This is a genomic window from Uliginosibacterium paludis (genome assembly GCF_039631355.1).
In the GTDB taxonomy this organism is placed as follows: Bacteria; Pseudomonadota; Gammaproteobacteria; order Burkholderiales; family Rhodocyclaceae; genus Uliginosibacterium; species Uliginosibacterium paludis.
Genome location: NZ_JBDIVF010000016.1, coordinates 33,758 through 54,918, shown reverse-complemented (window position 1 = coordinate 54,918; position 21,161 = coordinate 33,758). Strand labels below are relative to the sequence as shown.

The window sequence follows — 21,161 nt, the reverse complement described above, 5'->3', positions numbered from 1 at the left end:
CACTTTCTTGTAGGGGCACGTTTGAGATTCGCTCATATACGAATCAACAACTTACGCGACGAACTGTCGAACTCGGGTGCGCAGGATGCTCAAGGCCGTAACCCGGAATGCGTGCCCGAGTCGTAGGTCGGAAAAACGAAGCGCCTTCCGACGTCTTATGCGTCTTGAAGCGATCCTTACTGCTTGTGTCGCCAGGTGTCGGAAGGCGCCTGCGGCTTTTCCGACCTACGCCGGGCGATGGCCGGCGCGAAATGTGGTCGGATATCTGAAACGACAAAGGGACCATCGGCCCCTTTGTGCTGTCTGCGCGGGCGCTTTGCGCCCACCCGCCCTCAGCCTGAGACGCTGACCCGCAGCGTGAAGGTGTCGCCCGAGCTCACATCCCCGGTGACGCTGGCGAGCTGGAGCGCGGCGCTGCGTGAGGCCATTACCCGCACGCGCGAAAAGCATCCGTTCACGATTGAAGCCTGGGTGCTGATGCCGGATCACCTGCATTGCATCTGGACGCTGCAGCCCGGCGATAGCGATTTTTCTACGCGCTGGTCCTTGATCAAGCGGCGCGTTTCGATGGCATTGGGCGAGCGCCTGCACCTTGAGGCGTGGAGGAGTGCCTCCAAGGCCAAGCGCCGGGAAAGCACGCTGCGGCAGCGGCGTTGTTTGGAACACACGCTACGCGATGAGACGGATTTCGCACGCTGCCTGGATGACATCCATTTCAACCCGGTCAAGCATGGGCATGTGGAGCGCGTAGTCGATTGGCCGTGGTCCTCGTTTCACCGCCATTTGGCGGTTGGGTTCTGCGCGCCGGATTGGGCGGGCGATTCGTCACCCGGAGTATTCGGGGAAGAATGAGAACTGCAGGGGGCTCGGTGAGCCCATGTGGTGTTGTTCACCTGTGCTCCGAGCCTGGGCATGAACGCGTGGGCTCACCGAGCCCGCCCTGCGAAAATCGATGTCATATGCAAACGGCGCCTCGGCGCCGTTTGCATGGGTGAGCGCAGCTCAGTCCGTCAGTGCTGCATACACGTTCTGCACGTCGTCATGTTCGTCGATGGCGGCGAGGAAGGCTTCGACTTCTTCCAGCGCTTCGGCGCTGAGGCTGGCGGCGCTGACCGGGTTCTTGGGCTTGTAGCCGAGCTTGGCGGAGAGCACGTTGAAACCGTGCGCGCCGAGGGCCTTGCTGACCAGATCGAGTTCGGTGGGGGCGGTGTAGAAGAGCGTCGTGCCTTCCTCTTCACCGGGCTCCAGATCCTGCGCGCCGGCTTCGATGGCGGCCTCTTCGGGGTCAGCTCCGGGGGTGAGCGGGGCGGCTTCGATCATGCCGAGGTGATCGAAATCCCAGGCGACGGAGCCGGAGGTGCCGAGCTGACCCTTGCGGAACAGCACGCGCATTTCCGGCGCGGTGCGGCGCACGTTGTCGGTGAGGCATTCCACCATCACGGCGACCTGATGCGGGGCGAAGCCTTCGTAGATGACGTGCTCGAAGCTGACCGGCTCGTCGGTGAGGCCGGCGCCGCGCTTGATGGCGCGCTCCAGCGTGTCCTTGGGCATGGAGGCCTTCCTGGCCTGCTCGACGGCCAGGCGCAGGCGCGAGTTCATCGTCGGGTCGGCGCCACCGCGGGCGGCGACGAGGATTTCCTTGACCAGCTTGCCGAAGATCTTGCCTTTGGCATTGGCGGCGATGTCTTTATGTTTGGCTTTCCACTGTGCGCCCATGAGGCTGTTTCCTTGAATGGATGATGAATGCGGGGTGGCTGGAGAACCGCGCCTCGCCTGCCTGTGCCGGCAGGCTGCTCCGAGAGCGAGGCACAGCGCGTTTGGGCCTGATCTTACTGCGAGGCTGCGGTCAGGGCTCATGCGCAGCACTTTATTGCGTGCGGCGAGGTCGCAGGGTGGATTGAAATCTCACGGCATGCGTTGATCAATGTCGCGGAGCAAGTAGCGCGGATGAAGGCGTTGCCGGAATCCGGGGCTTGGGCTTATTTCTGCGACCAAGTCCCGGATTCCGCTTTGCTGCATCCGGGCTACGTTTGTGATCGCATGCGGCAAGGTCGGAGTGGGAGTGAAACGCTCCCGCCTGTCTTGATCAACATGGCGGAGTCTGCGCGCCGCCCTGCGGTCTTCGGCTGCGTATCTCGCAAGTGCCCTTGTCACGGCAAGGCGAATTGAAACGGGCCGCGATGGCGACCCCTTGTGTTGTGCGCGGCCGGAGCGCAAGCGCGGTGCGCTTGCTGCCCCGCCTGGCAGGAAGACCGGCTCAGTTCGTGATGGCCGGGCCCGGATTGCCGGAGTTCTTCTGCGCGTCTTTCATGCCGTCGCGGATCAGGTTGCCCAGCAGCACATCGACCAGCGTGCCGCCGGCGCCCGAGCCACCGCCGGCGACGATGTCCGGCACCAGCTTGACGCCGGCTTTGGCCAGCGCCTCGGCGACCTGCACCATCGCGTAGTTGCCGGACTCCATCGAAGCGATCTTGAGCTTGATGACCTCGGCTTCGGCGCCACCCACGGCCTGGGTCTTGGCGGCTTCGGCCTCGCCCACCGTGCGCAGGACATTGGCATCGGCTTCGGCATTGATCTTCTTGGCCGAGGCCGAACCTTCGGCCGATTTCACGGTGGCGCGTGCATTGAACTCGGCAATCGTGACCTGGCGCTCGGCATCCACCACGCGGGCCTGCGTGGCGGCCAGCGCGGTGGCCTGTTCGAGCTGCTGTTTCACGTCCTGCGCCTGGCGCTGGGTGTCGTAGGTCACGCGTTCCTGCTCGGCGATCTTGCGGTCGGTCAGCGTCTTCATCAGGTCTTCCGGCGGCACGATGTCACCGATCAGGGTGTCGACCGCGCCGACGTTGTATTCCTTGAGCGCCGTGGCGATGGACTGGCGCGCCTCGTCCTGCCGGTTCGAGCGGTGCTTGAGGAAGTCGATCACGTCGGAGCTCTGCGCGGCATTGCGGAAGTAGTTGCCGATGGTGGGCTCCAGCACCTGGGTGACGAGTGCCGACATGCTGCCGAAGCGGGCGATGACCTTGGGTGCATCGTTGCGCGGAATGTGGATGATCTGCGAAACATCGAGGTTGAACTTGAAGCCGTCGGCCGAGCGCACCGAGATCGTCGACAGGTTGGCGTCGAGGTTGTGCGCTTCGGTCTTGCCGGTCGCCCAGTTCAGCACCACGTTGGCGGTCGGTACATTGGTGACCTTGTGGGTGTAGGGATTGATCGGGTACTTGCCCGGATCCAGCGGCTCGACCCACACGCCCTTCTCGCCGCGCGAGACGAGGTTGCCATGACGGAAGGATTCCCCGGTGACGTCGCGCCCTTCCTTGCCGACGAAGGCGATCACCACGCCCACATGCGCGATCGGCACCTCGACCATGTCGACGACTTCGACCGTGGCGAAGCGCGGGTTGATGAAGTAGCGCCCGGCCAGCAGCACCTGCTCCTGCAGACCCTTGCGGCCGCCGTTGGTAACGAAGGCCTGCGGGTTCTGGAACATGTTGTGGCCTTCCACCGCCGGGCCGGCAATCTCTCCGGCAGCGAGCGGCTCGCCTTCCTTGGTGGTGACGATGCCGACCTTGTTCTGCGGAATATCCAGCACTTCGGCCAGCTGCACCTCGAACAGGCGCGGGTTGATGCGGTAGGTGCCGGGGGTGATCACGCCCATCTGCGGGCCGCGCTCGCCGCCGCCTTCGAGGAAGGCGTGGCCGTCCTGGAAGGAATTGCATTCGACCTGGCGCGCGATGATGCGCCCCGAGGGCAGTTGCTTGCCGTCCAGTGCCTCGACCACGCCGACCTTGCCGGGCGGAATCGTCAGCGCGCCGTCCAGCGTGACGGTGAACAGCAGCGGATTGATCCGGTAGGTGCCGGGGGGCACCACCGCCATCTGCGGGCCGCGCATGCCGCCGCTCTGCAGGAAGGCGCGCGCATCCTGGTAGCTGTCGCAGGCGATCTGCTGAGCGATGATGCGCCCCGAGGGCAGGGGCTCGCCGTCACAGGCTTCGACCACGCCGATCTTGTCTGGCGGCACGGTGAAGAATTTCACCAGGTCCACCGTGTACTGCCAGGGCCACAGCGCGATATGCAGACCGGGTGGCAGCGTGTCGGCCTGGTATCCGGCCTCGCCATCGAGGGCGATGATGCGTCCGTCCGGCAGGCTCTTTCTGGCGCCGAAGAGCACGAACTTCTTGGTGACCACGCCCAGCGAGTCGTCCGGCACGATGATGACGCCGAACAACCACAGCACCCACTTGTAGCCGATCAGCAGGATCAGGATGACCGCCACGGCAATGACCGCATTGATGTGTTCCAGCAAGACGAATTCCACATGACCTCCGGCAGTGATCGGGCCGCTCGGGCCCGGGGCAGCGTCCGCTTTGCAGACGCCCGGCCCATTCTACGGGTGCAGGACAACGGAATACCCGCTGCAGGCCCGCGCAGTGTCCTGGATCACGTGCTTTCCTGAGGGCGGACGGCTTTTTCGCAACACTGCCCGGAGACGGAGGAACGGGCGCGCGACAAACCGCCGCCGATGAGCGCGGGCGGCTGATGCTGCCGGAGGCGCACGATGGCGCCTGCCGGCTTCGCGCGGCTTCAGTTGATTTCGACCGACCCCAGATCGCAGCGTGCGGTGTCGCGAGAGTTGCCCCGCTGATCTTCCGTGGTGCAGCCGGAGCCGGCATTGAGCAGGGGGCTGTCCCTGGCGGGCAGCATGGTCCAGGTGGGGCCTCCGTTGTCGGCGGGGGCCGACAGCGCGGGGGCGGCGGCGGTGGGGGCGGGCACGCAGGTGTCGCTGCCGCCGTTGTTCTTCGCGCTCAGCCATTGAACGACGTTCGCGCCGGTCCCGGTGCTGCTGCAGGACATGGCTTGTCCCCAGGGATTGCCGGCGGCGTTATCGAGAAAGACCGAGTTGCTCACGCTGAAACCGCTGCCGAAGATCGCGCCGCCATGCCCGCCGGCCTGGTTCGCCGCAAACGTGACGTTGTTGCTGCTGTGCCCGTCTCCGAAGATGGCACCGCCATAGCTCTTCGCGATGTTGCCGTGAAAGGTGTCGTTGTTCAGCGTGCAGCTCGGGGCACAGTCCAGATAAAGCCCGCCGCCATTGCCGTCGCTGGTGTTCGACAGGAAGCTCGAGCGCCGGATGATGATCTCGCCATTGCTCACCCGCATCGCGCCGCCCAGGCCGTTGTTGTTCCGGCCGTTGGTCGAGGCACGGTTGGCCGAGACCGTCGTCCGGTCGATGATGATCCGGTCGGGCGGGTACACCCACAGATAGGCGCCGCCACCGTTGCCGTATCCCTGATTGCCGGTGATCTGCGTGCCGCAGATGTAGACGTCGCCGCCGACGCTGTCATCGGGGCTTGTCGAGGCGCCGTCCGTGCCGATGGCGCCGCCATCGCCAAGGCTTCCGTCGGTCGTGGTGAAGTTTCCGCTGAAGACGGAATTCACGATGCTCAGGGGCGAGAGCAGGCTGTAGACCGCGCCGCCGTACCAGGCGCTGTTGCCGGTAAACGTGCTGCCGACAATGACCAGCGTGCTGGCCGTGCCCACGCCCACGGCACCACCGCCGCGGCCGGCCGTGTTGTTTTCGAAGCGGCTGTTGATGACCTCGATCCGGTTCATGTATTCACCGGAAACGGCTCCGCCGATGCCCGCGCCTTCCATCGTTTTGCCGGCGGCTCCATTGATCAGGCGCATGTTGCGCACTGACAGCGAGCGGTTGTTGGCGGACACCAGAATGCGGTTCTTGCTGCCTCCGTCAAGCGTGATCAGGCCTGCACCGTCGATGACGGTCGCATTCGGGAAGCGGATCTCGCTGCTGACCGGGATCGTGACGGGTGACGAACCGCAGGAAAAAGTGATGCTGCCGCCGCTCTGCGCCGCGCTTCTGAGCGCGGCCTCGGTGCAGCTCGCAGCCGTGCCCTGACCCACCGTTACCCGGGTCGTCGGCAGGGTCCATGCGGTCGGTACCTCGCAGGTGGCGGAGACCGACGCCACGCTGGAGCTGCTGCTCGATTTCGTGGCGCTGCTTGCCGCGGAACTGCTCGACGAGGCTGCAGACGCCTGCCCGCCGGAAGAGGCGCTGCCTCCGCCACCACCGCCTCCGCATGCGCAAAGCGAGATGAGCAGCAGCGCGGCAAGGCGTGTGCTGCCAGGCGTGGCGTGGTGGGACATGAGGCACCTCTGCATGCATGGTTCGGGCGGTCCGGGTATGACAACAGCAAATCCGCCGGCGCCAAACCGGGGGCTGCCGTAAAACACGCCAGGCCTGACGGGCGGGGCTGCCAGGGGCCGCACCGGGATGCGCTGCGGGTCGGCCCGGATACCTGTAGGATCGGTGGCCTCACGCGATGCGCCGCGCACGGTCTGGCGCCTGCCCTGCAAGGCGATTCATGCTCTCCCGACAGTTCGTCATCAACGCTTTTACCGGCAAAGGCTTTCGCGGCAATCCGGCCGCGGTCTGCGTGCTGCAGGACTGGCCGGACGATACCTGGCTGCAGGCCACCGCGCGGGACAACGCGCTCTCCGAAACGGCCTTCCTCGTGCGTGAGGCCGCCGGTTACCGGCTGCGCTGGTTCACGCCGACCGCCGAGGTGAGGCTGTGCGGGCACGCAACGCTGGCAACTGCTCACGTGCTCTACACCCTGCTTGGCTGTTCAGCGCCCGGCGTGAGCTTCATGACGCTCAGTGGCGAACTGGGCGTGTCACGTCTCGGGCAGGACGAGTACCGTCTCGATTTTCCCGCGCGCTTCGCGCAGGCGATTGCCACCCCGCCTGCACTGGCGGCGGCACTGGGCGCCACGCCACTCGAAGTGCTGGAGACGGACGTGTATCTCGCCGTCTTCGCTGACGAAGCACAGATCCGTGCGCTGCGGCCGGACATGGCCGCCCTGCAGGCCTTGCCGCGGCGCGCGGTGATCGTGACCGCGCCTGGCCGCACGGCAGATTTCGTCAGCCGCTATTTCGCGCCACGCATGGGCGTGCCTGAAGATCCGGTGACCGGCTCGGCGCATTGCGTGCTGACGCCGTTCTGGGGCGCGCGCCTGGGCAAGACCACGCTGCAGGCGCAGCAGCTCTCCGAGCGGGGTGGCGAGCTGCGTTGCGAATGGGACGGTGACCGGGTCGGCCTGTGTGGCCGTGCCGCGGCGGCGCATGACAATTGAATGGCGCTGGCGGTTGCGCTGAGGCCGTCTGGCCTGCGAGGGCTCAGGTTGCGGGCGCGGTCGGAAGCGTGGTGAGCGCGTGCTGGAGGTGGTCGAAAAGCGCACGGATGCGGGCGGGGACCGGGCCGCGCTGCGGGCGGTAGAGGTAAAGCGGCCAGGGATCGGGTTCGCAGTCGGTGAGCACGCGTTGCAGGCGGCCGGCGGCAAGATCGGCGGCAATCGAAAAGCCCGGGAACTGCCCGAAGCCCAGGCCTTCCACCGCGGCCAGCCGCTCGGCTTCTGCGTCGTCGGCAATGAAGGCAGGGTGTGGCATGGCGAGCTGCACGCCGCCGGCAAACAGCCAGGGCCAGGGCCGGCTGGAGTCGCGATCCAGGCTGGCGGTGGTGGGGCGCTGCAGCAGGTCCTCGGATCGCAGCGGGCGCTTGCCGATCAGGCGGATGACAGGGTTTTGCTCCACTCACGGGGCGACAGACCCACGCAAGTCTTGAATGCGCGCGAGAGCGCGGCTTCACTGCCGTAACCCACCTCGATGGCCACGCGCTTGAGCGGCAGGCCCTGTTGCAGCGAGCGTTGTGCGAGGCTCACCCGCCAGCGCTGAAGATAGGCTGCGGGGGTGGTGCCGACGCGCTGGCGGAAGCTGTTGGCGAAGACGCTGCGCGACATGCCGGCGGCATCGGCGAGCTGTTCCAGACTCCAGTCCCGCGCGGGCTGCTCGTGCATGGCGACGATGGCCAGGCGCAGGCGCGGATCGCTCAGGCCGGCGAGCATGCCGAGCTCGGCCTGGCCGGATTCCATCAGGGCGCGCAGGGTCTGGATGAGCACGACTTCGAACAGGCAGTTGAGCATGGCGACGCGACCACAATGCTGGGCGAAGGCTTCGGCAAAGAGGAGTTCGAGTACGCCGCTGGCGCCGGGCAGCTGATCAAGAGGCAGACAGATGAAGGGCGGCAGGGCCGCTGCGAGCGGATTGGCCGCGCCCCCGGCAAAACCCAGATCGGCGCAGGCGAGATCGGCCCCCTGATCGGCGTCGCAGATGAAGCGGTGTGCGAAGGGCCGCGGATAAAGCAGCAGGCTGGGCACCTCGATCCGCGCCGCGGTAGCGCCGCCATGCCGCACTTCAAGCGGCCCACGCCGCACGAGGTGGAGCTGACCGCTGCCGCCCTGACCCTCGCCGGGAAGATCATGGATGCCGCAGAGCGTGCCTGTATGAAAGACATGGGCGGTGACGGCGAAGTGTTCGAGCAGGGCGGCAAGTCGATCGGCCATGGCGGGCTTTCGGTTTGATACGAATGATCAAGTGTTCAGGATTATTTGTAGCTGATCGTACCTGACTTTGCGGCAAAGTGACTCCATCGCGCGGCGCCCGCCGCCGAAACCCTCACAAGGAGTCTTGCCATGTCACTCGAAAAGGTTCTCTACACCGCTGAAGCCACTGCCACCGGAGGCCGTGAAGGCCGCGCCATCTCGTCCGACAAGGCGCTGGATGTTCAGCTCTCCACGCCGCGCGACCTGGGCGGTGCCGGCGGCCCGGGCACCAACCCGGAGCAGCTCTTCGCCGCGGGCTACTCGGCCTGCTTCCTTGGCGCGCTGAAGTTCGTGGCGGCGCAGGAGAAGGTGAGCATTCCGGCGGACGCGCAGATCACCGGCAAGGTCGGTATCGGTCCGATCCCGACGGGCTTCGGCATTCAGGCCGAGCTGACCATCAGCCTGCCGGGCGTGCCGCGCGAGCAGGCGCAGGCGCTGGTCGACAAGGCTCACATCGTCTGCCCGTATTCCAACGCCACCCGCGGCAACATTGATGTGACGCTCGTGCTCGCCTGATCAGGTGATGCGGCAGCCGCCCGCTGCCGAGGCGGGCGGAGGTCTCACGCGGCGCACACCGCCTGGCCAGGTACCAGCAGTGTGCGCTGCGCGCGCATCTGTTGCAGACCGGCTGACTGCCTTCATGTGTTCTGCCGTTTCCTGCGGATCGACCGGGAATGCCCCCGGCATTTGTGCGCTATGCTTTTGTGCTCAATGAAAATGATCCGGACAGGACAGGAACGGGAGGAATCATGACCGACAACGCGTATGCGCCGCCGAAAGCGGCGCTTGAAGGCAATACCAAAGCTTGCGGCGAATGCGGCGAGCTGATCAACCGGAAGGCGGAAATCTGCCCGAAGTGCGGCGTTCGCCAGCGGCGCCATGTGAGCAAGGCCGGCCTGCTGATCCTGACCTTCTTCCTCGGTGGCCTGGGCGCGCACAAGTTCTATCTGCGCAAGCACTGGTGGGGGCTGCTCTATCTGCTCTTCTGCTGGACCGGGATTCCCGGCCTGATCGCCTTCATCGAATTCATCATCTACGCCTTCACCAGCGAAGAGTCGCTCAACGAGAAATATGAATCCGGTGGCGGCAGCGCCGTGATCGTAGCCGTGGTGGCCGGTTTTGCCTTCATCGCGATGGTCGGCATCCTGGCCGCGATCGCGATTCCGGCCTATGCCGATTACACCGGCCGCGCCAAGGTGGCGCAGGCGCTGGCGGGCAGCGAGACGATGCGCGGCCAGGTGCAGGACTTCATCATCCGCAGCGGCCGCCTGCCGCGCGAACCCGGCGAAGTGATGCTCGACAATGTCGAGTACATCGGCAAGATCGCAACCGTGACGCTCGAGCCCTCCGGCGTGCTCAGGGTGCGCTTCCTGTCCGGCAACGGTTCGCTGAGCGATCAGACGCTGGAGCTGGTGCCGCGCATCGAAGGCGGCAACCTGCGCTGGGATTGCTCGGGGGGAACGGTCAGACAGGCCAGTCGTCCGCAGCAGTGCCGCAACGGCGGCTGAAAGCCGTCGTTCCGCTCGCAGGCCGGGCGCTCTCACGCAGCGTCCGAGCCGCAGCTGCCGCCATCCGGGCACGGTTGTGTGACAGGCTTCATGGCCCGACTGGGCCACGCATCCGCTGAGGCACTTCAGGAATCGACGCGGCCGCCCCCTCGCTTCATGCAGGGTAAGCGGCCGCGTGCTTCGTTCAGCGCATGAGTTGCGGCGGGAAGTCGAGCACGAAGTCGGAATGCTGCGGCGTGGCGCCGAAGGTGGCTTCGCCATTGCGGCCGGCATGTTTTCCGAGCAGTGAGGAGTAGGTGTAGAAGTGCATCGTTTTCGCCCTGGTGTCGAACTCGATGAAGCGCATCCAGCCCGCACCGCCGTTGTCCGAACCCGGCGTGCCATCGGGGCCGATGGTGTTGCCCTGGTAGTCCTGCACGGTCTGATAGACCGGGTGACCCGCGTCGTTCTGATCGATGCGCAGGTTCTCGCCATTCGAGCGGCCCTCATTCGTCGGCGTCCAGTCATGGCCGGCAAGCACCAGGAAGATCTGGTCATTGCGGCGGATGAAGCGCTCCCACACCTGATCCGGTGGCAGATTGGCCGCGCCTTCGAAGTAGGCCTTGTTGTCGTTCGAGCGGGTGGTGGCGCCGGTGAAGTTCGGATCCAGCCATTCATGCGTGGTCACGATGGTCGGCTGGCCGCGATGACGGTTGATCACGCCCTGCGCCCAGTCGAGCACCGCCGGCGAGGCTTCCATTTCAAGCGAGAGATGCAGGAAGCGTTTGCCGCCCGCGCTGAACTGCTGGTAGCTGCTGAGTCCGTCGGGCGAGGCGCCGCCATACCAGCGCTTGCCGGCGAAGTGACTGGAATTCGGGCCGAACCAGGCATTCCACGCCTTGCCACCGGTGAGCGGACGAGAGGGGCCGACCTCGGCCGGCCAGGCGTAGTTGTCGTAATCGTGATTGCCCGGCGACAGGCCGAAGGGCAGGCCGGCTTCGCTCAGGATGCTGATGGCCCGGTTCGCCAGCATCCATTCGGCACGGGTGTTCCAGTCGGTCGGCTGGTCTTTCGGCCCGGTGCGGAAGCGGCCATCGCCATGCTGCACGACGTCTCCCACATGGGTCACGAAGACCAGGTTCTTCTCGGTCCGGCTGTCGACGAGATAGCGCATCTGGCCCATGAACACATCGATGCCGCGCGGTTGCGCACGGGCTACATCGGTGTAGTTCTGCGTGTCGGAGATCACCGCGATGGTGAATTTCTCGGCGTGTGTCGGCGCGGTGGCGAGGCAGAGCAGCAGCGTCACCAGACCGGCAAGCTGACGCGAAGAGACGGCAAGGTGCATGGCGTGTTCCCCGAAGTGGCCGCGGGCGCGGAAGTGAAGCGCGGCCTTCATGCCCGGAAAGGGAGTATGCACCCGTACTCTGACAGATCCGTGACCGGCACTGCCGGCGGGCTGCGGTGCAAGGCCTTGCAGCTGCCGAAGCCGGCCTTCAGCGCTCGCCTTCCGCGCCGGAGGCAGCGGCTTCCGGCGCCTCGTTGGCGTCGGGCTTCAGGTGATACACGCGCATCGCATTGCCGTGGGCAATCTGGCGTGCAATCGGCCCCGGCAACTGCTTGAGGATGTTGCGCCAGCGGTGAACGATCCGTTCATAGCGGTTCCAGCGGAAGTCCTTGTGGGCGTCGGTGGCGAACAGGAAGCGCTCAGGATGATCGAGCAGCAGGCGATTCCATTCGGCGTCGATGCGGCCGCAGGCATCGATGAGCGGTGGCCCGATCTGTTCGGATTTCTCCGCGCTGAGCGCGTCCTGACCCTGTTCCGTCTTGGAGAGCGTCACCATGACGTTGGAATGCTTCTCGATGACTTCGCGAACCTGCGCCGCGCTGCCGAAACCGGCATGCGGCCAGATGAAGACGAGTTGCGGCCACTGCGCGTAGAGGGCGCTCATGCGCGGCCAGTCACGGGACCAGTCATAGACTTCCCAGTGAAGCATGAACGGCATCTGCAGCGCGTTCGCGTTCCGCAGCAGGTCGGTGAAGGCCGGTGCGGTGGTGTCCATCGTGCGCTCGCCCGCGGCGGTACTCGAACCGTGGGACTTGTCGCCATGCACGATCAGCAGCTCGCCGACGAACGCGCGTTTGCGTTCGGGCGTGAGGTATTGGCCGAGCTTGCGCAGGATGTCGGATTCATAGGCCGACGAATCGGCAAAGAACTTGGGCGCGCCGGGAATGACGCGCTCCGGCAGGCGGGCGGCCAGGGCCATCACGTCGCGTTCGCCGGCCGAGCTTTTCACGGCCGAAGAGGGCGATGCGTTGCACGCCCGCCTTGTTGATGGCCTCTTCGACCCGGCCGGCCATGCCGCCTTCGATCTGGGCCATGGCGTCGAACAGCTTGCCGCGATACTGGCCCTTGGGCTCGTCGCATTCGGCGGAGGCCGCGGTACTCAGCAGGGCAAGCAGCAGGCAGGGCAGGGCGGTCCGGCAGGGCATGGCGGGCTCCTCTGGGATGGGTAGCTCATCATGCCATGCTGGCGGCGCCCTGCCGTTCGGGGCAAGTCCCGATCTGCCCCGCCTTACTTGCTGATGTTCACCATGCCCTTGAAATCAGCCGGCACGATGATGGCATTCACCTTGCCGTTGCGGATGCCCTCGGCAATCATCAGGTTGGCCTGCGCGTTCATGTAGGCGATCGACTTGTCGGAGTTGTTGGCCAGCGCGGCCATGCGCTCGGCTTCCTTCTTGGCGATCTGCACCTGGGCTTCCTTCTCGCGCAGCTCGTTTTCCGCCCGCACCACGGCGTTGGCGCTGTCGATGATCGATTGCGCCGGCTTGATGTTGCGCACCTGTACCAGGGTGACGGCCAGCGAGGTGTCGAGCTTCTCGGCATGCAGCGTGTCGTTGATGTACTGCTTGACCCGTTCCTCGATCACGGCGCGCTTGTCATTGACCTCCAGCGCCTTGAATTCGCGCACGCTCTTGTAGACGGCGTTGCCGGCGATGGTGCCCATGTAGTTGCTCATCAGGAACCAGTCGCCATTCTCGTAGGCGTGGAAGGAGCGTGATTGCCGGGTCCACAGATCCGACACGCTGGAAGGATTCAGGCCATAGACCACGGTGACATCCATGTCGGCCAGCGCCGAGTTGTCGGCCGTCATCGGCGTCTTGTCGTTGATGTCGATCTTGATGTCGCGCACCGGGAAGGTCAGCACGCTGCCGATGAGGGTCTGGTTCCAGGAGCCGGGCTGCAGTTCGGCGCCCTGGACCTGCTTGCTCGCGTCGATGCGCAGGCCGACCTCGCCGGTTTCGATGCGTGTGCAGGCGCCCAGCAGCGCGAGCGCGGCCAGGCTGAGGATGGCATGTTTCATGGAGATCTCCGGGTAGCGTTGGATGGCCGGATCTGTCGTGGCAGACGGCTCGCCGGCGATGATAACCATCAATGCTGCCGGCATGGGGATGCAGCCTTGCCCCGGAGCGTGGCGGCACGGTGGCCGCCGTCTGGACGGCCGCTCAGGCGCCCTGGGCGGCGCCGATCGCGCTGATGCCGCTGAGCGCGGTGATGCCGGCGAAGAGGTCGTTGAGCTGGCGGCTGATGTCCAGCGCGCCGCTGAGGGCGCTACCGAACATCAGCAGCTCGCCCAGCGCCATGCGGTCGGCATTGTCGTCCTTCTTCTCCGGCGCCAGCATCGCGCCCAGCAGCAGGCCCTGCGCCATGGAGTCCATCGCGGTGTCGAGCGAGCTGGCCAGCGTGGCTTGCGTGGCGACCGGCGCCTGCAGTGCAAACAGGCCGGTGCTGGAGGAAATCTGGGCGGGAATGGCGGGGATCATGGCGGACTCGGTGACGCGTTGTTCAGCATCAATCTACCTGTTCGGGCAGTTCAGGTGTAGGAGAGATTCCTACATGCGCGAATTCCGTCACGCTCGAGGCTGTTCTGGAAAAGTCTTTCAAAACAGCTGTTTGCAACGATGCCCGGGCCTTGAGCCCGGCCCAACGCGCGCCTGCCGGTGCCGGGGGCAGGCGCTGCGCAGCTCAGAGCCAGGGCGTGAGCCAGCTCATCTGGGCGCGGTCGGTGCTGAAGCTGTTGGTCGGCTCCAGGGTGAAGATGTAATCCCCCCACCACGGCCCGGCGGCCCACCAGGTCCAGCCGATCCAGACCGAGCTGTTGGTTTTCAGGTGATCCAGCATGCCGGTCACTGCGCTCTGGCAGGTGCTGTCGTTGCCGCCGGCGAATTCACCGAGGAAGCCGCGCTTGCCGTTGCTCTTGAGCCAGGCGGTGAAGGCGGCCAGCCGCTCCGCGCCGATCGTGCTGCTGACGCAGCTGGCGCTGTTGCCCGAGCTGTCGCCGTCCAGATACTGGTGGACCTCGAAGGCGTAGTTGTTGCCGCTGTCGGTGATGCCCAGCATGGTCGAGCCGTTGCCGCTGCTGACCCAGCTGTGCGCGCCGGTCCAGCTGTTGCCGGGTACCAGGATCAGGTTGCCGGCGCCCGCGGCGCGGATGGCGGCGATGGCGGCGTTTGCCGCGTTGAGCCAGACCGTGCTGTCCATGTCATGCGGCTCGTTCATCAGCGCGAAGATCACCCGGCTGTTGCCCTTGTAATGGCTCGCCAGGCGTGACCACAGATCGGCGAACTGGGCCTGGCTCACGCTGGCGGAGCCGATGGTGTTGCTGTAGTAGCGGGCGTAGTTGTGCGGGTCCAGTACCACATACGCGCCCTTGGTGGTGGCGTAGCTCACGAAGCTGTCGATGTAGCCCAGCTCGGCGGTGTCGAAGGCGCCGCCCAGCGTGCGCTGCAGGCGTTCCCAGCGGAAGGGCAGGCGCAGGGTGTTCATGCCCTTGGCGACGAAGTAGTCCACTTCCTGATTCGTCGGATAGGTGTAGGTGCTGCCATAGCTGCCGGGCAGGGTGCCGCCGCCCCAGGTGTCGGCGCCGAACTCGGCAACCGCCAGGCTCACGCCCTTGTAGGCGAGGCCGCTGGTGCTGCCGCCTGAGGTCGTCGAGGATGCGGCCGCACTGCTGCTCGAGGCGACGCTGCCTGAGGAGGCGGCGCTGCTTCGACTGCTGGCGCTGCTGCCCGTCGAGCTCGTGCTGCTGCGGCTTGACGCGCTGGCGCTCGCTTGGCTGCTGGCCAGGCTGGACGTGCTGGAGCCGCTTCCCGTCGTGCTGCCCTCGCTGCTGGTTCCGCCACCTCCGCCCCCGCCACCGCAGGCCGTCAGGGACACCACGGCCAGCGCCGCGACCAGTTGCTTCAGCTTGTGTACCGCCATGTGCCGCTCCATTCGTCATGCATGGCGGCGATCAGAACGCGGGCAGCAGGCGCCAACAAGTATTTACGGACTCATGCAGGAATTTTTCTGACAAGCGCCGGCCTGAGCGGCTCGGTTTCCGGCCGATCGGGGCGTGCACCAGGCCTGATGGAGGAGCTGCCCGTCGTGCCGCGCACCATGACGACGCGGCCGCTGGCGTCCACCCGGCACAGCCAAGTCAGTGGTTCCCGCTCGCGCACGATCTGGATCTTCAGGCCCTCATCGTCCTGAGTCAGCTGCCGCACGATCAGCGAGCCCGGGCTGGCGCCAGTCTTGCGGGCGGTGGCCGTCAGGCAGGCGCGCTTGGCCGCTTGCTTGTGAGGCGGCAGTCCGGCAGCGCGCACGGACTGAGCGAGCGAGAGGCAGTTGCCGCTGATGCGGTGACGGTCGCTGTAGCCGGCCTGCCAGTTGCCCCCGGCGTCACGGCGGAACGAGACGGTGAGGCGCTCGGTTTCGCTGCGGGCTTCGAAGTAGTGCTCGTTGAATTTTTTCAGGCGGACGGCTTGGCCTTCGATCAGTACTCGGCCGCCGCCCTGGCTCTCAACCCGGACGCCGTTGCAGTGCAGGGCCATCCCGGGCAGGCTGGCCTGGGCCGCGCCGCTGGCGAGCAGGGCGGCGAAGATGAAAAGGGTGTGTGACATGGTCTGGCTTTCCTGCGGGGCCCGGTCGCGACCGGGCCGGATGCCGGCGCAGGGATCATGCGCCGGCCGGCGCACCAGGCTTGTGGCCCGGGCGGAAAACCATTCCGACAGTGTGGATCGGAGCGGGTTCCGTGCCAGTGGCCTTTTCGCGATGCGGCGAAGAGGCCTGCTCGCCCGCGGAAGGGCCGGCGAACGCTCAGTTATAGCGCCCGGTAGGGCCGCCCAGGCTGAAACGACCTGCGCCGAAAATCGCGATCGCGATCGCCGAGAAGAGGTAGAAAGCCTGCAGTTCGAGCGCCCAACCGCCATTTTGAGTGATCTCGCCCAGCTGCTCCATATGCATCAGCCAGACCGCGAACAACATGTTGATGACCACGATGCCGGCTGCCAGACGGGTGAAGACGCCGAACACGATGGCAAGCGGCGCGATCACTTCGCCTACGTACACCAGATGGGCCAGGGCACCGGGCAGACCGCGCGCCTGCAGCGCCGGCACGATGAAATCCACACCGCCGAAGAGCTTGGCCGCGCCATGCAGCAGCAACATGCCACCCAGCATCAGGCGCAGAACGAGTTTCCCGTTGTCATTCGAATCCATGTTCTTGAAACATCCCTGAGAAAGCCGGAAAGCAGGGGGCGCCTCCCGATCGGAAGCAGTTTACGGGCGAGCGCCGCAGGGCCCGGGCAGGCCTGCCGACAGGCGGACGAAATCAGCCGCCACAGAAGCTGTCGTGCCAGGTGGCTGCCGCGCCGGTCCCTGCGGCACAATGGCGGACCTTACGCCACGGTTTCTTCCTGATGTTTTACGTTCTGCTTGCCGCCAGCTGCAGCGTGCTGGTTTCCGTCCTGCTCAAGATCGCCCGCCGCCACGAAATCGATATTGCCCAGGCGGTGACCTGGAATTACCTGGCCGCCGCCGCACTCTGTGCGTTGCTGCTCCAGCCTTCGCTGGCGCCGCTGCAGCAGCCGGGCGCGCCCTGGGTCTCGCTGCTGGGTCTCGCGCTGGTGCTGCCCTCGCTGTTCCTGGTGCTCGCCAGCAGCGTGCGCATCGCCGGTATCGTGCGCACCGACATCGCACAGCGCCTCTCGCTGCTGCTTTCGCTGATTGCCGCCTTCGCTTTCTTCGGCGAGTCGGCCAGCACGCTGAAACTCGCCGGCATTGCACTGGGCCTGCTGGCCGTCGTGGGCATCCTGCTGCGACCCGAGCCGACCGCGGCCGGCGGGGCAGGTGCGCTGCCCCTCCTGCTCACGGTGTGGGCGGGTTTCGCGGTGGTGGACGTGATGCTCAAGCACATCGCGGCCGCCGGCACCCCCTTTGCTGCCTCGCTGCAGGTCTGTTTCATGCTGGCCTTCCTCGGCATGCTGGCCTGGCAACTGTGGCGCCTGCGCCGGGGCGAGACCCGCTTCAGCCTCCGCCATCTGGCGGCGGGCCTGCTGCTGGGCGCGGTGAATTTCTGCAACATCCTTTTCTATGTGATGGCGCACCGCGCACTGCCCGGCCAGCCGGCGGTGATCTTCGCCAGCATGAATATCGGCGTGGTCGTGCTCGGCACCCTGGTCGGTGCCTTCGGCTTCGGCGAAAAGCTCAGTCGCGTGAACCGGGCCGCCGTTGCGCTGGCAATCCTGGCGATTGCGATGATCGCGCTCGCCCCGCGTGCATGAGGCGGCCAAGCACCGTACACTTGAAGGCTTGTCACGCCGTCACGGCCTTTCACGACTGAACCGGATACGAACATGACCCTGCGCGTCCTCACCGGCATCACCACGACCGGTACTCCCCACCTCGGCAACTACGCCGGCGCGATCCGACCCGCCATCGAAGCGAGCCGCCAGCCCGGCGCCGAGAGCTTCTTCTTCCTGGCCGACTACCACGCGCTGATCAAGTGCGACGACCCGGCCCGCATCCAGCGCTCGCGCCTCGAAATCGCCGCCACCTGGCTCGCCGCCGGGCTCGACACTTCGCGCGTGACCTTCTACCGCCAGAGCGATATTCCCGAGATTCCCGAGCTCACCTGGCTGCTGACCTGCGTGACCAGCAAGGGCCTGATGAACCGTGCGCATGCCTACAAGGCCGCCACTGACGCGAACGAAGCCGCAGGCGAGGAAACGGATGCCGGCGTGACCATGGGGCTGTTCAGCTATCCGGTGCTGATGGCGGCGGACATCCTGATGTTCAAGGCGCACAAGGTGCCGGTGGGCCGTGACCAGGTGCAGCACATCGAGATGGCGCGTGACGTGGCCCAGCGCTTCAACCACCTCTTCGGTGCCGGCCGCGAGCTTTTCGTGCTGCCGGAAGCCGCGGTGGAAGAGTCTGTCGCCACGCTGCCGGGGCTGGATGGCCGCAAGATGTCCAAGAGCTATGACAACACCATTCCGCTGTTCGAAGGCGGCGCCAAGGCATTGAAAGCTGCGGTCGCTCGCATCGTGACCGACTCGAAGCTGCCCGGCGAGCCGAAGGACCCGGACAGCAGCCACCTCGTGACGCTGTTCGACGCGTTTGCGCCGGTGGCCGAGCGCGAAGCCTTCCGTGCCGAGCTGCGTGGCGGTCTCGGCTGGGGGGATGCGAAGCAGCGCTTCCTGGCGGTGCTCGAACGCGATCTGGCGCCGATGCGCGAGCAGTACGAAGCGCTGATTGCCCGCCCCGAGAAGATCGAGGAAGTTCTGCAGGAAGGTGCGGCCAAGGCCCGCGCCGTCGCGGCCCCTTTCCTCGCCGAGCTGCGCGAAGCAGTCGGCCTGCGCCGCTTCAACGCGATTCCGGTCGCGGTGGAAAAGAAGGCAGAAGCTGCCACCGTGCAGCTGCCGGTGTTCAAGCAATACCGCGAAGCCGACGGGCGTTTCTTCTTCAAGCTCAATGCAGCCGATGGTCGTCTGCTGCTGCAGAGCGAAGGCTTTGCCAGCGGTCGTGACGCCGGTCAGTGGGTGGGCCGCCTGAAGAACGAAGGGGCGGCTGCGCTGGAGAGCGTACCGGCCAGTTTCGGTGAAGGCGTGAGTCGCGAAGAGGTGGCCGACGCGCTCGCTGCATTGGCCCAGCCCGCGGAGTAAGCCGCCCGCATTCCGGCCTTCCAGACAGCCCGCGCCTGCGGGCTGTCTGCTTTCAGCTTCGCCAGCCGCGCCTGGTGCTCGATCGGCCCGGGAGCAGCGGGGCGATTGCCGCCCCCTGCACCGAGAGCAGCGTGAGCTATGGCTTCCTCTTCAATGGGGGCAGTTTCACCAGCAGCGGCAGCATCACCAACACGGTGTACTGCGCACCTCACTGGCCGCAGCGCTCGCTCTCCAGCCCGGTCGGCAAGATGATCATCCGCAACGCCAACATCGGTTCGCACAGCGTGTCGGCTGCGCCGCATGTCCCCGCGTCCGGAACAGCCCGCCTCGCGCGGACTTTTTCCTGCTTGCGCGCATCATGTCAAAGGCATTGCAAGTCAGTCGGAGCCGGAAATGTCAAACGGAAATCGGAAATGAATGTTTTTTGCGCAACGCTTGTTCGAGATCTATTCAAAGGCATATCCGGCGCTACTAAGATTCCTCTCCTTTTGTAAAAACAACGCAATCTGCAGGGGGATGTATGCAAGGAGCAGGAACAGGGCTGAAACTCGTATCGGCTTGTCTGCTGGCCTGGGGGCTGGCCGCGTGTGGGGGTGGTGGGGGTGGAGGAGGCGGCGACAGCGCGCCGGCTGCCAGTGCAGGCAGTTCATCGAGCCTCGCGTCTTCGTCCAGCTCCTCGTCTTCGCTGGCGAGCAGCGCCTCGTCATCATCGAGCAGCGTGAAGCCGGTGCCCGCAGGCTGGGCAAGCTACACCGCGGATACCCTGCCGACGGCCGCGGCCGCGATCTCCCTCGGTGACGGCACGACGAGCAGCTTCAAGCTCTGCGCCTCCACGGGCTGCAACGCGGCCTATGCCTCGGTTGCCAACGGCATTCTGAGCGTGGATACCCAGTCAGAAAGCACGCCGGCCGAGCAGAGCTATTTCCAGTATGACAATGCCTTCAGCACGGCAGGCTATCCGAAGACCGCCACGGTGCTGACCCGCATGCGTGGCAATGCTGTTGCCAACCTCAAGGGCCTGACGCTGGACATGGCCTTCTCGCAACCGGGCGAGTCGGGGCCGCGCGTCCAGATGTCCCTGCTGCCGGACAATGATTCCAATGGTTTCTACCTGAGCCAGATCGACCAGTCCGCCACCGGCGACAACAACGTCTACGCGGGCAACATCGATGCCACGGCCTGGCACGTCTATCAGGTCAGCGTGACCTTCACCAGCGCGAAGACCGGTACGGTCCGCGTCTATATGGACGGAAGCTCCACGCCGATCATCGACAAGACCCTCACCGACTTCCGCCAGGCAACCGCCATCGGTCAGAACTACCTGCGCATCGGCGAGGAAAGCACCAGCGAACATGCCAAGGGCGACTTCGACTGGGTGGTGTGGACCTCCGACGCGGCCTATACGCCTGCCCAACTTGCCGGCAAGCTGCCTGCAGCAGTGGGGGCAGTGGCGGGCTATATGGGCTGGAGCGCCTATACCGGCGACCTGCTGCCGACGGCCACCGGCTCGATCAGCCGCGCCGGCCAGAGCAGCACCCAGTTCAAGCTGTGCGCAAGCGCAGGTTGCGACGCGAGCTATGCCTCGGTGGGCAGCGGCCTGCTGAGCGTGGATACCACGACGGCGCCGCTTACCTCTCAGACCTACTTCCAGATCGATGACGCGTTCAGCACCGGAGGCTATCCGAAGAAGGCCACGATCCTCGCGCGCATGCGTGGCAACGGCCTGGCGGGAGTCAAGGGACTGGTGATCGATTCCGCCTTCTCGAAAGCAGGTGAATCCGGCCCGCGCGTGCATCTGCGCATGCTGCCTGACAACGATAGCCACGGTTTCTACCTGAGCCAGATCGATCAGTCTGCAAGCAGTGATCAGAATGTCTATGGCCAGGACATCGACGCAACCGCCTGGCATGTCTTCCAGATCAGCCTGAGCTTCACCAGCGCCACCAGCGGCAAGGTCGAGGTGTATCTCGATGCGAATCCGGTACCGGTAATCTCGCAGAACTTCACCAGCCTGCTGCAGGCGACCGCCGTCGGCCAGAACTATCTGCGCATCGGGGAGGAAGACACCTCCGGCGCAGGCCGGGGCGACTTCGACTGGGTCATCTGGACCTCTGAGGCGGCCTACACGCCTGAGCAGATCAAGGGCCTGCTGCCTTCGGGTCTCGGCACCACGACCGGTTACTGATCAGGCTCCGGCAAGCATGAAAAAGCCCGCAGCGATGCGGGCTTT

21 protein-coding genes are annotated in these 21,161 nt (G+C 65.7%); 8 read left to right on the top strand and 13 right to left on the bottom strand.

Going from position 1 to position 21,161, the window contains the following annotated elements:
- Positions 1-357: 357 nt before the first annotated feature.
- Positions 358-852 carry an REP-associated tyrosine transposase gene (locus ABDB87_RS19910; RefSeq protein WP_345930374.1) on the top strand — a complete coding sequence of 165 codons (495 nt, stop codon included), beginning with the start codon at positions 358-360 and terminating at the stop codon, positions 850-852.
- 150 nt (positions 853-1,002) lie between these two features.
- On the opposite strand, the gene ABDB87_RS19905 is transcribed toward ABDB87_RS19910, so the two are convergent.
- From ABDB87_RS19905 to ABDB87_RS19895, 3 genes are all read right to left on the bottom strand, one after another.
- Entirely contained in the window at positions 1,003-1,716 is a 714-nt protein-coding gene (locus tag ABDB87_RS19905) for a YebC/PmpR family DNA-binding transcriptional regulator (RefSeq protein ID WP_345930372.1), read from the bottom strand.
- A 541-nt stretch (positions 1,717-2,257) separates the two neighbouring features.
- Positions 2,258-4,315: an SPFH domain-containing protein gene (locus ABDB87_RS19900; protein WP_345930370.1), complete on the bottom strand. Its 2,058-nt coding sequence runs from the start codon at positions 4,313-4,315 to the stop codon at positions 2,258-2,260.
- A gap of 266 nt (positions 4,316-4,581) precedes the next feature.
- Positions 4,582-6,162, bottom strand: coding sequence for a choice-of-anchor Q domain-containing protein (locus ABDB87_RS19895; RefSeq protein WP_345930368.1), 1,581 nt, complete (start codon positions 6,160-6,162; stop codon positions 4,582-4,584).
- A gap of 218 nt (positions 6,163-6,380) precedes the next feature.
- On the opposite strand from ABDB87_RS19895, the gene ABDB87_RS19890 reads away from it, so the two are divergent.
- Entirely contained in the window at positions 6,381-7,151 is a 771-nt protein-coding gene (locus ABDB87_RS19890) for a PhzF family phenazine biosynthesis protein (RefSeq protein ID WP_345930366.1), read from the top strand.
- A 43-nt stretch (positions 7,152-7,194) separates the two neighbouring features.
- Here the strand turns inward: ABDB87_RS19890 and ABDB87_RS19885 are convergent, their stop codons facing one another.
- Both ABDB87_RS19885 and ABDB87_RS19880 read right to left on the bottom strand, forming a co-directional pair.
- The gene (locus ABDB87_RS19885; RefSeq protein ID WP_345930364.1) at positions 7,195-7,608 is read right to left on the bottom strand and encodes a LysR substrate-binding domain-containing protein; all 414 of its coding nucleotides are present in this window, start codon (positions 7,606-7,608) and stop codon (positions 7,195-7,197) included.
- A complete protein-coding gene (locus ABDB87_RS19880; RefSeq protein ID WP_345930363.1) occupies positions 7,581-8,417 on the bottom strand; it encodes an AraC family transcriptional regulator in 837 nt (278 codons plus the stop codon). Before ABDB87_RS19880 ends, ABDB87_RS19885 begins: the two co-directional genes overlap by 28 nt.
- A 129-nt stretch (positions 8,418-8,546) precedes the next feature.
- Here ABDB87_RS19880 and ABDB87_RS19875 point away from each other — a divergent pair, with 129 nt between their 5' ends.
- Both ABDB87_RS19875 and ABDB87_RS19870 read left to right on the top strand, forming a co-directional pair.
- On the top strand, positions 8,547-8,972 hold the full coding sequence (locus tag ABDB87_RS19875) for an organic hydroperoxide resistance protein (RefSeq protein ID WP_345930361.1): 426 nt from the start codon (positions 8,547-8,549) through the stop codon (positions 8,970-8,972).
- A gap of 233 nt (positions 8,973-9,205) precedes the next feature.
- The gene (locus ABDB87_RS19870) at positions 9,206-9,964 is read left to right on the top strand and encodes an NINE protein (protein ID WP_345930359.1); all 759 of its coding nucleotides are present in this window, start codon (positions 9,206-9,208) and stop codon (positions 9,962-9,964) included.
- Between the two features lie 184 nt (positions 9,965-10,148).
- Here the strand turns inward: ABDB87_RS19870 and ABDB87_RS19865 are convergent, their stop codons facing one another.
- The 8 genes from ABDB87_RS19865 to ABDB87_RS19830 all read right to left on the bottom strand — a co-directional run bounded on the left by ABDB87_RS19865 (position 10,149) and on the right by ABDB87_RS19830 (position 16,487).
- On the bottom strand, positions 10,149-11,291 hold the full coding sequence (locus ABDB87_RS19865) for a metallophosphoesterase (RefSeq protein WP_345930357.1): 1,143 nt from the start codon (positions 11,289-11,291) through the stop codon (positions 10,149-10,151).
- Between the two features lie 148 nt (positions 11,292-11,439).
- On the bottom strand, positions 11,440-12,213 hold the full coding sequence (locus ABDB87_RS19860) for an amidohydrolase family protein (protein WP_385918754.1): 774 nt from the start codon (positions 12,211-12,213) through the stop codon (positions 11,440-11,442).
- A complete protein-coding gene (locus tag ABDB87_RS19855; protein ID WP_345930355.1) occupies positions 12,134-12,436 on the bottom strand; it encodes a hypothetical protein in 303 nt (100 codons plus the stop codon). The genes ABDB87_RS19860 and ABDB87_RS19855 overlap by 80 nt, the downstream gene beginning before the upstream one ends.
- Positions 12,437-12,519: 83 nt before the next feature.
- Positions 12,520-13,311, bottom strand: coding sequence for an SPFH domain-containing protein (locus ABDB87_RS19850; RefSeq protein WP_345930353.1), 792 nt, complete (start codon positions 13,309-13,311; stop codon positions 12,520-12,522).
- 142 nt (positions 13,312-13,453) lie between these two features.
- Positions 13,454-13,771 (bottom strand): hypothetical protein, encoded by a 318-nt coding sequence (locus tag ABDB87_RS19845; RefSeq protein WP_345930351.1) that lies wholly within the window; start codon positions 13,769-13,771, stop codon positions 13,454-13,456.
- A gap of 202 nt (positions 13,772-13,973) precedes the next feature.
- Positions 13,974-15,209 carry a glycoside hydrolase family 5 protein gene (locus ABDB87_RS19840; protein ID WP_345930349.1) on the bottom strand — a complete coding sequence of 412 codons (1,236 nt, stop codon included), beginning with the start codon at positions 15,207-15,209 and terminating at the stop codon, positions 13,974-13,976.
- A 71-nt stretch (positions 15,210-15,280) separates the two neighbouring features.
- Positions 15,281-15,889: a hypothetical protein gene (locus ABDB87_RS19835; protein WP_345930347.1), complete on the bottom strand. Its 609-nt coding sequence runs from the start codon at positions 15,887-15,889 to the stop codon at positions 15,281-15,283.
- Between the two features lie 196 nt (positions 15,890-16,085).
- The gene (locus ABDB87_RS19830; protein ID WP_345930345.1) at positions 16,086-16,487 is read right to left on the bottom strand and encodes a DoxX family protein; all 402 of its coding nucleotides are present in this window, start codon (positions 16,485-16,487) and stop codon (positions 16,086-16,088) included.
- 200 nt (positions 16,488-16,687) lie between these two features.
- Here ABDB87_RS19830 and ABDB87_RS19825 point away from each other — a divergent pair, with 200 nt between their 5' ends.
- The 4 genes from ABDB87_RS19825 to ABDB87_RS19810 all read left to right on the top strand — a co-directional run bounded on the left by ABDB87_RS19825 (position 16,688) and on the right by ABDB87_RS19810 (position 21,116).
- Positions 16,688-17,551, top strand: a complete 864-nt coding sequence (locus tag ABDB87_RS19825) for an EamA family transporter (RefSeq protein WP_345930343.1) — start codon at positions 16,688-16,690, stop codon at positions 17,549-17,551.
- Positions 17,552-17,623: 72 nt separating this feature from the next.
- The gene (locus ABDB87_RS19820) at positions 17,624-18,931 is read left to right on the top strand and encodes a tryptophan--tRNA ligase (RefSeq protein ID WP_345930342.1); all 1,308 of its coding nucleotides are present in this window, start codon (positions 17,624-17,626) and stop codon (positions 18,929-18,931) included.
- Positions 18,932-19,062: 131 nt separating this feature from the next.
- Positions 19,063-19,425, top strand: a complete 363-nt coding sequence (locus tag ABDB87_RS19815; RefSeq protein WP_345930341.1) for a hypothetical protein — start codon at positions 19,063-19,065, stop codon at positions 19,423-19,425.
- 26 nt (positions 19,426-19,451) lie between these two features.
- The gene (locus ABDB87_RS19810; RefSeq protein ID WP_345930339.1) at positions 19,452-21,116 is read left to right on the top strand and encodes a hypothetical protein; all 1,665 of its coding nucleotides are present in this window, start codon (positions 19,452-19,454) and stop codon (positions 21,114-21,116) included.
- Positions 21,117-21,161: the final 45 nt, after the last annotated feature.

Coding starts and splice junctions, on each gene's coding strand:
- ABDB87_RS19880 (WP_345930363.1), bottom strand. CDS start 8,417: ATGGCCGATCGACTTGCCGCCCTGCTCGAACACTTCGCCGTCACCGCC.
- ABDB87_RS19865 (WP_345930357.1), bottom strand. CDS start 11,291: ATGCACCTTGCCGTCTCTTCGCGTCAGCTTGCCGGTCTGGTGACGCTG.
- ABDB87_RS19845 (WP_345930351.1), bottom strand. CDS start 13,771: ATGATCCCCGCCATTCCCGCCCAGATTTCCTCCAGCACCGGCCTGTTT.
- ABDB87_RS19895 (WP_345930368.1), bottom strand. CDS start 6,162: ATGTCCCACCACGCCACGCCTGGCAGCACACGCCTTGCCGCGCTGCTG.
- ABDB87_RS19905 (WP_345930372.1), bottom strand. CDS start 1,716: ATGGGCGCACAGTGGAAAGCCAAACATAAAGACATCGCCGCCAATGCC.
- ABDB87_RS19830 (WP_345930345.1), bottom strand. CDS start 16,487: ATGGATTCGAATGACAACGGGAAACTCGTTCTGCGCCTGATGCTGGGT.
- ABDB87_RS19820 (WP_345930342.1), top strand. CDS start 17,624: ATGACCCTGCGCGTCCTCACCGGCATCACCACGACCGGTACTCCCCAC.
- ABDB87_RS19840 (WP_345930349.1), bottom strand. CDS start 15,209: ATGGCGGTACACAAGCTGAAGCAACTGGTCGCGGCGCTGGCCGTGGTG.
- ABDB87_RS19890 (WP_345930366.1), top strand. CDS start 6,381: ATGCTCTCCCGACAGTTCGTCATCAACGCTTTTACCGGCAAAGGCTTT.
- ABDB87_RS19855 (WP_345930355.1), bottom strand. CDS start 12,436: ATGCCCTGCCGGACCGCCCTGCCCTGCCTGCTGCTTGCCCTGCTGAGT.
- ABDB87_RS19875 (WP_345930361.1), top strand. CDS start 8,547: ATGTCACTCGAAAAGGTTCTCTACACCGCTGAAGCCACTGCCACCGGA.
- ABDB87_RS19870 (WP_345930359.1), top strand. CDS start 9,206: ATGACCGACAACGCGTATGCGCCGCCGAAAGCGGCGCTTGAAGGCAAT.
- ABDB87_RS19850 (WP_345930353.1), bottom strand. CDS start 13,311: ATGAAACATGCCATCCTCAGCCTGGCCGCGCTCGCGCTGCTGGGCGCC.
- ABDB87_RS19835 (WP_345930347.1), bottom strand. CDS start 15,889: ATGTCACACACCCTTTTCATCTTCGCCGCCCTGCTCGCCAGCGGCGCG.
- ABDB87_RS19810 (WP_345930339.1), top strand. CDS start 19,452: ATGCAAGGAGCAGGAACAGGGCTGAAACTCGTATCGGCTTGTCTGCTG.
- ABDB87_RS19825 (WP_345930343.1), top strand. CDS start 16,688: ATGTTTTACGTTCTGCTTGCCGCCAGCTGCAGCGTGCTGGTTTCCGTC.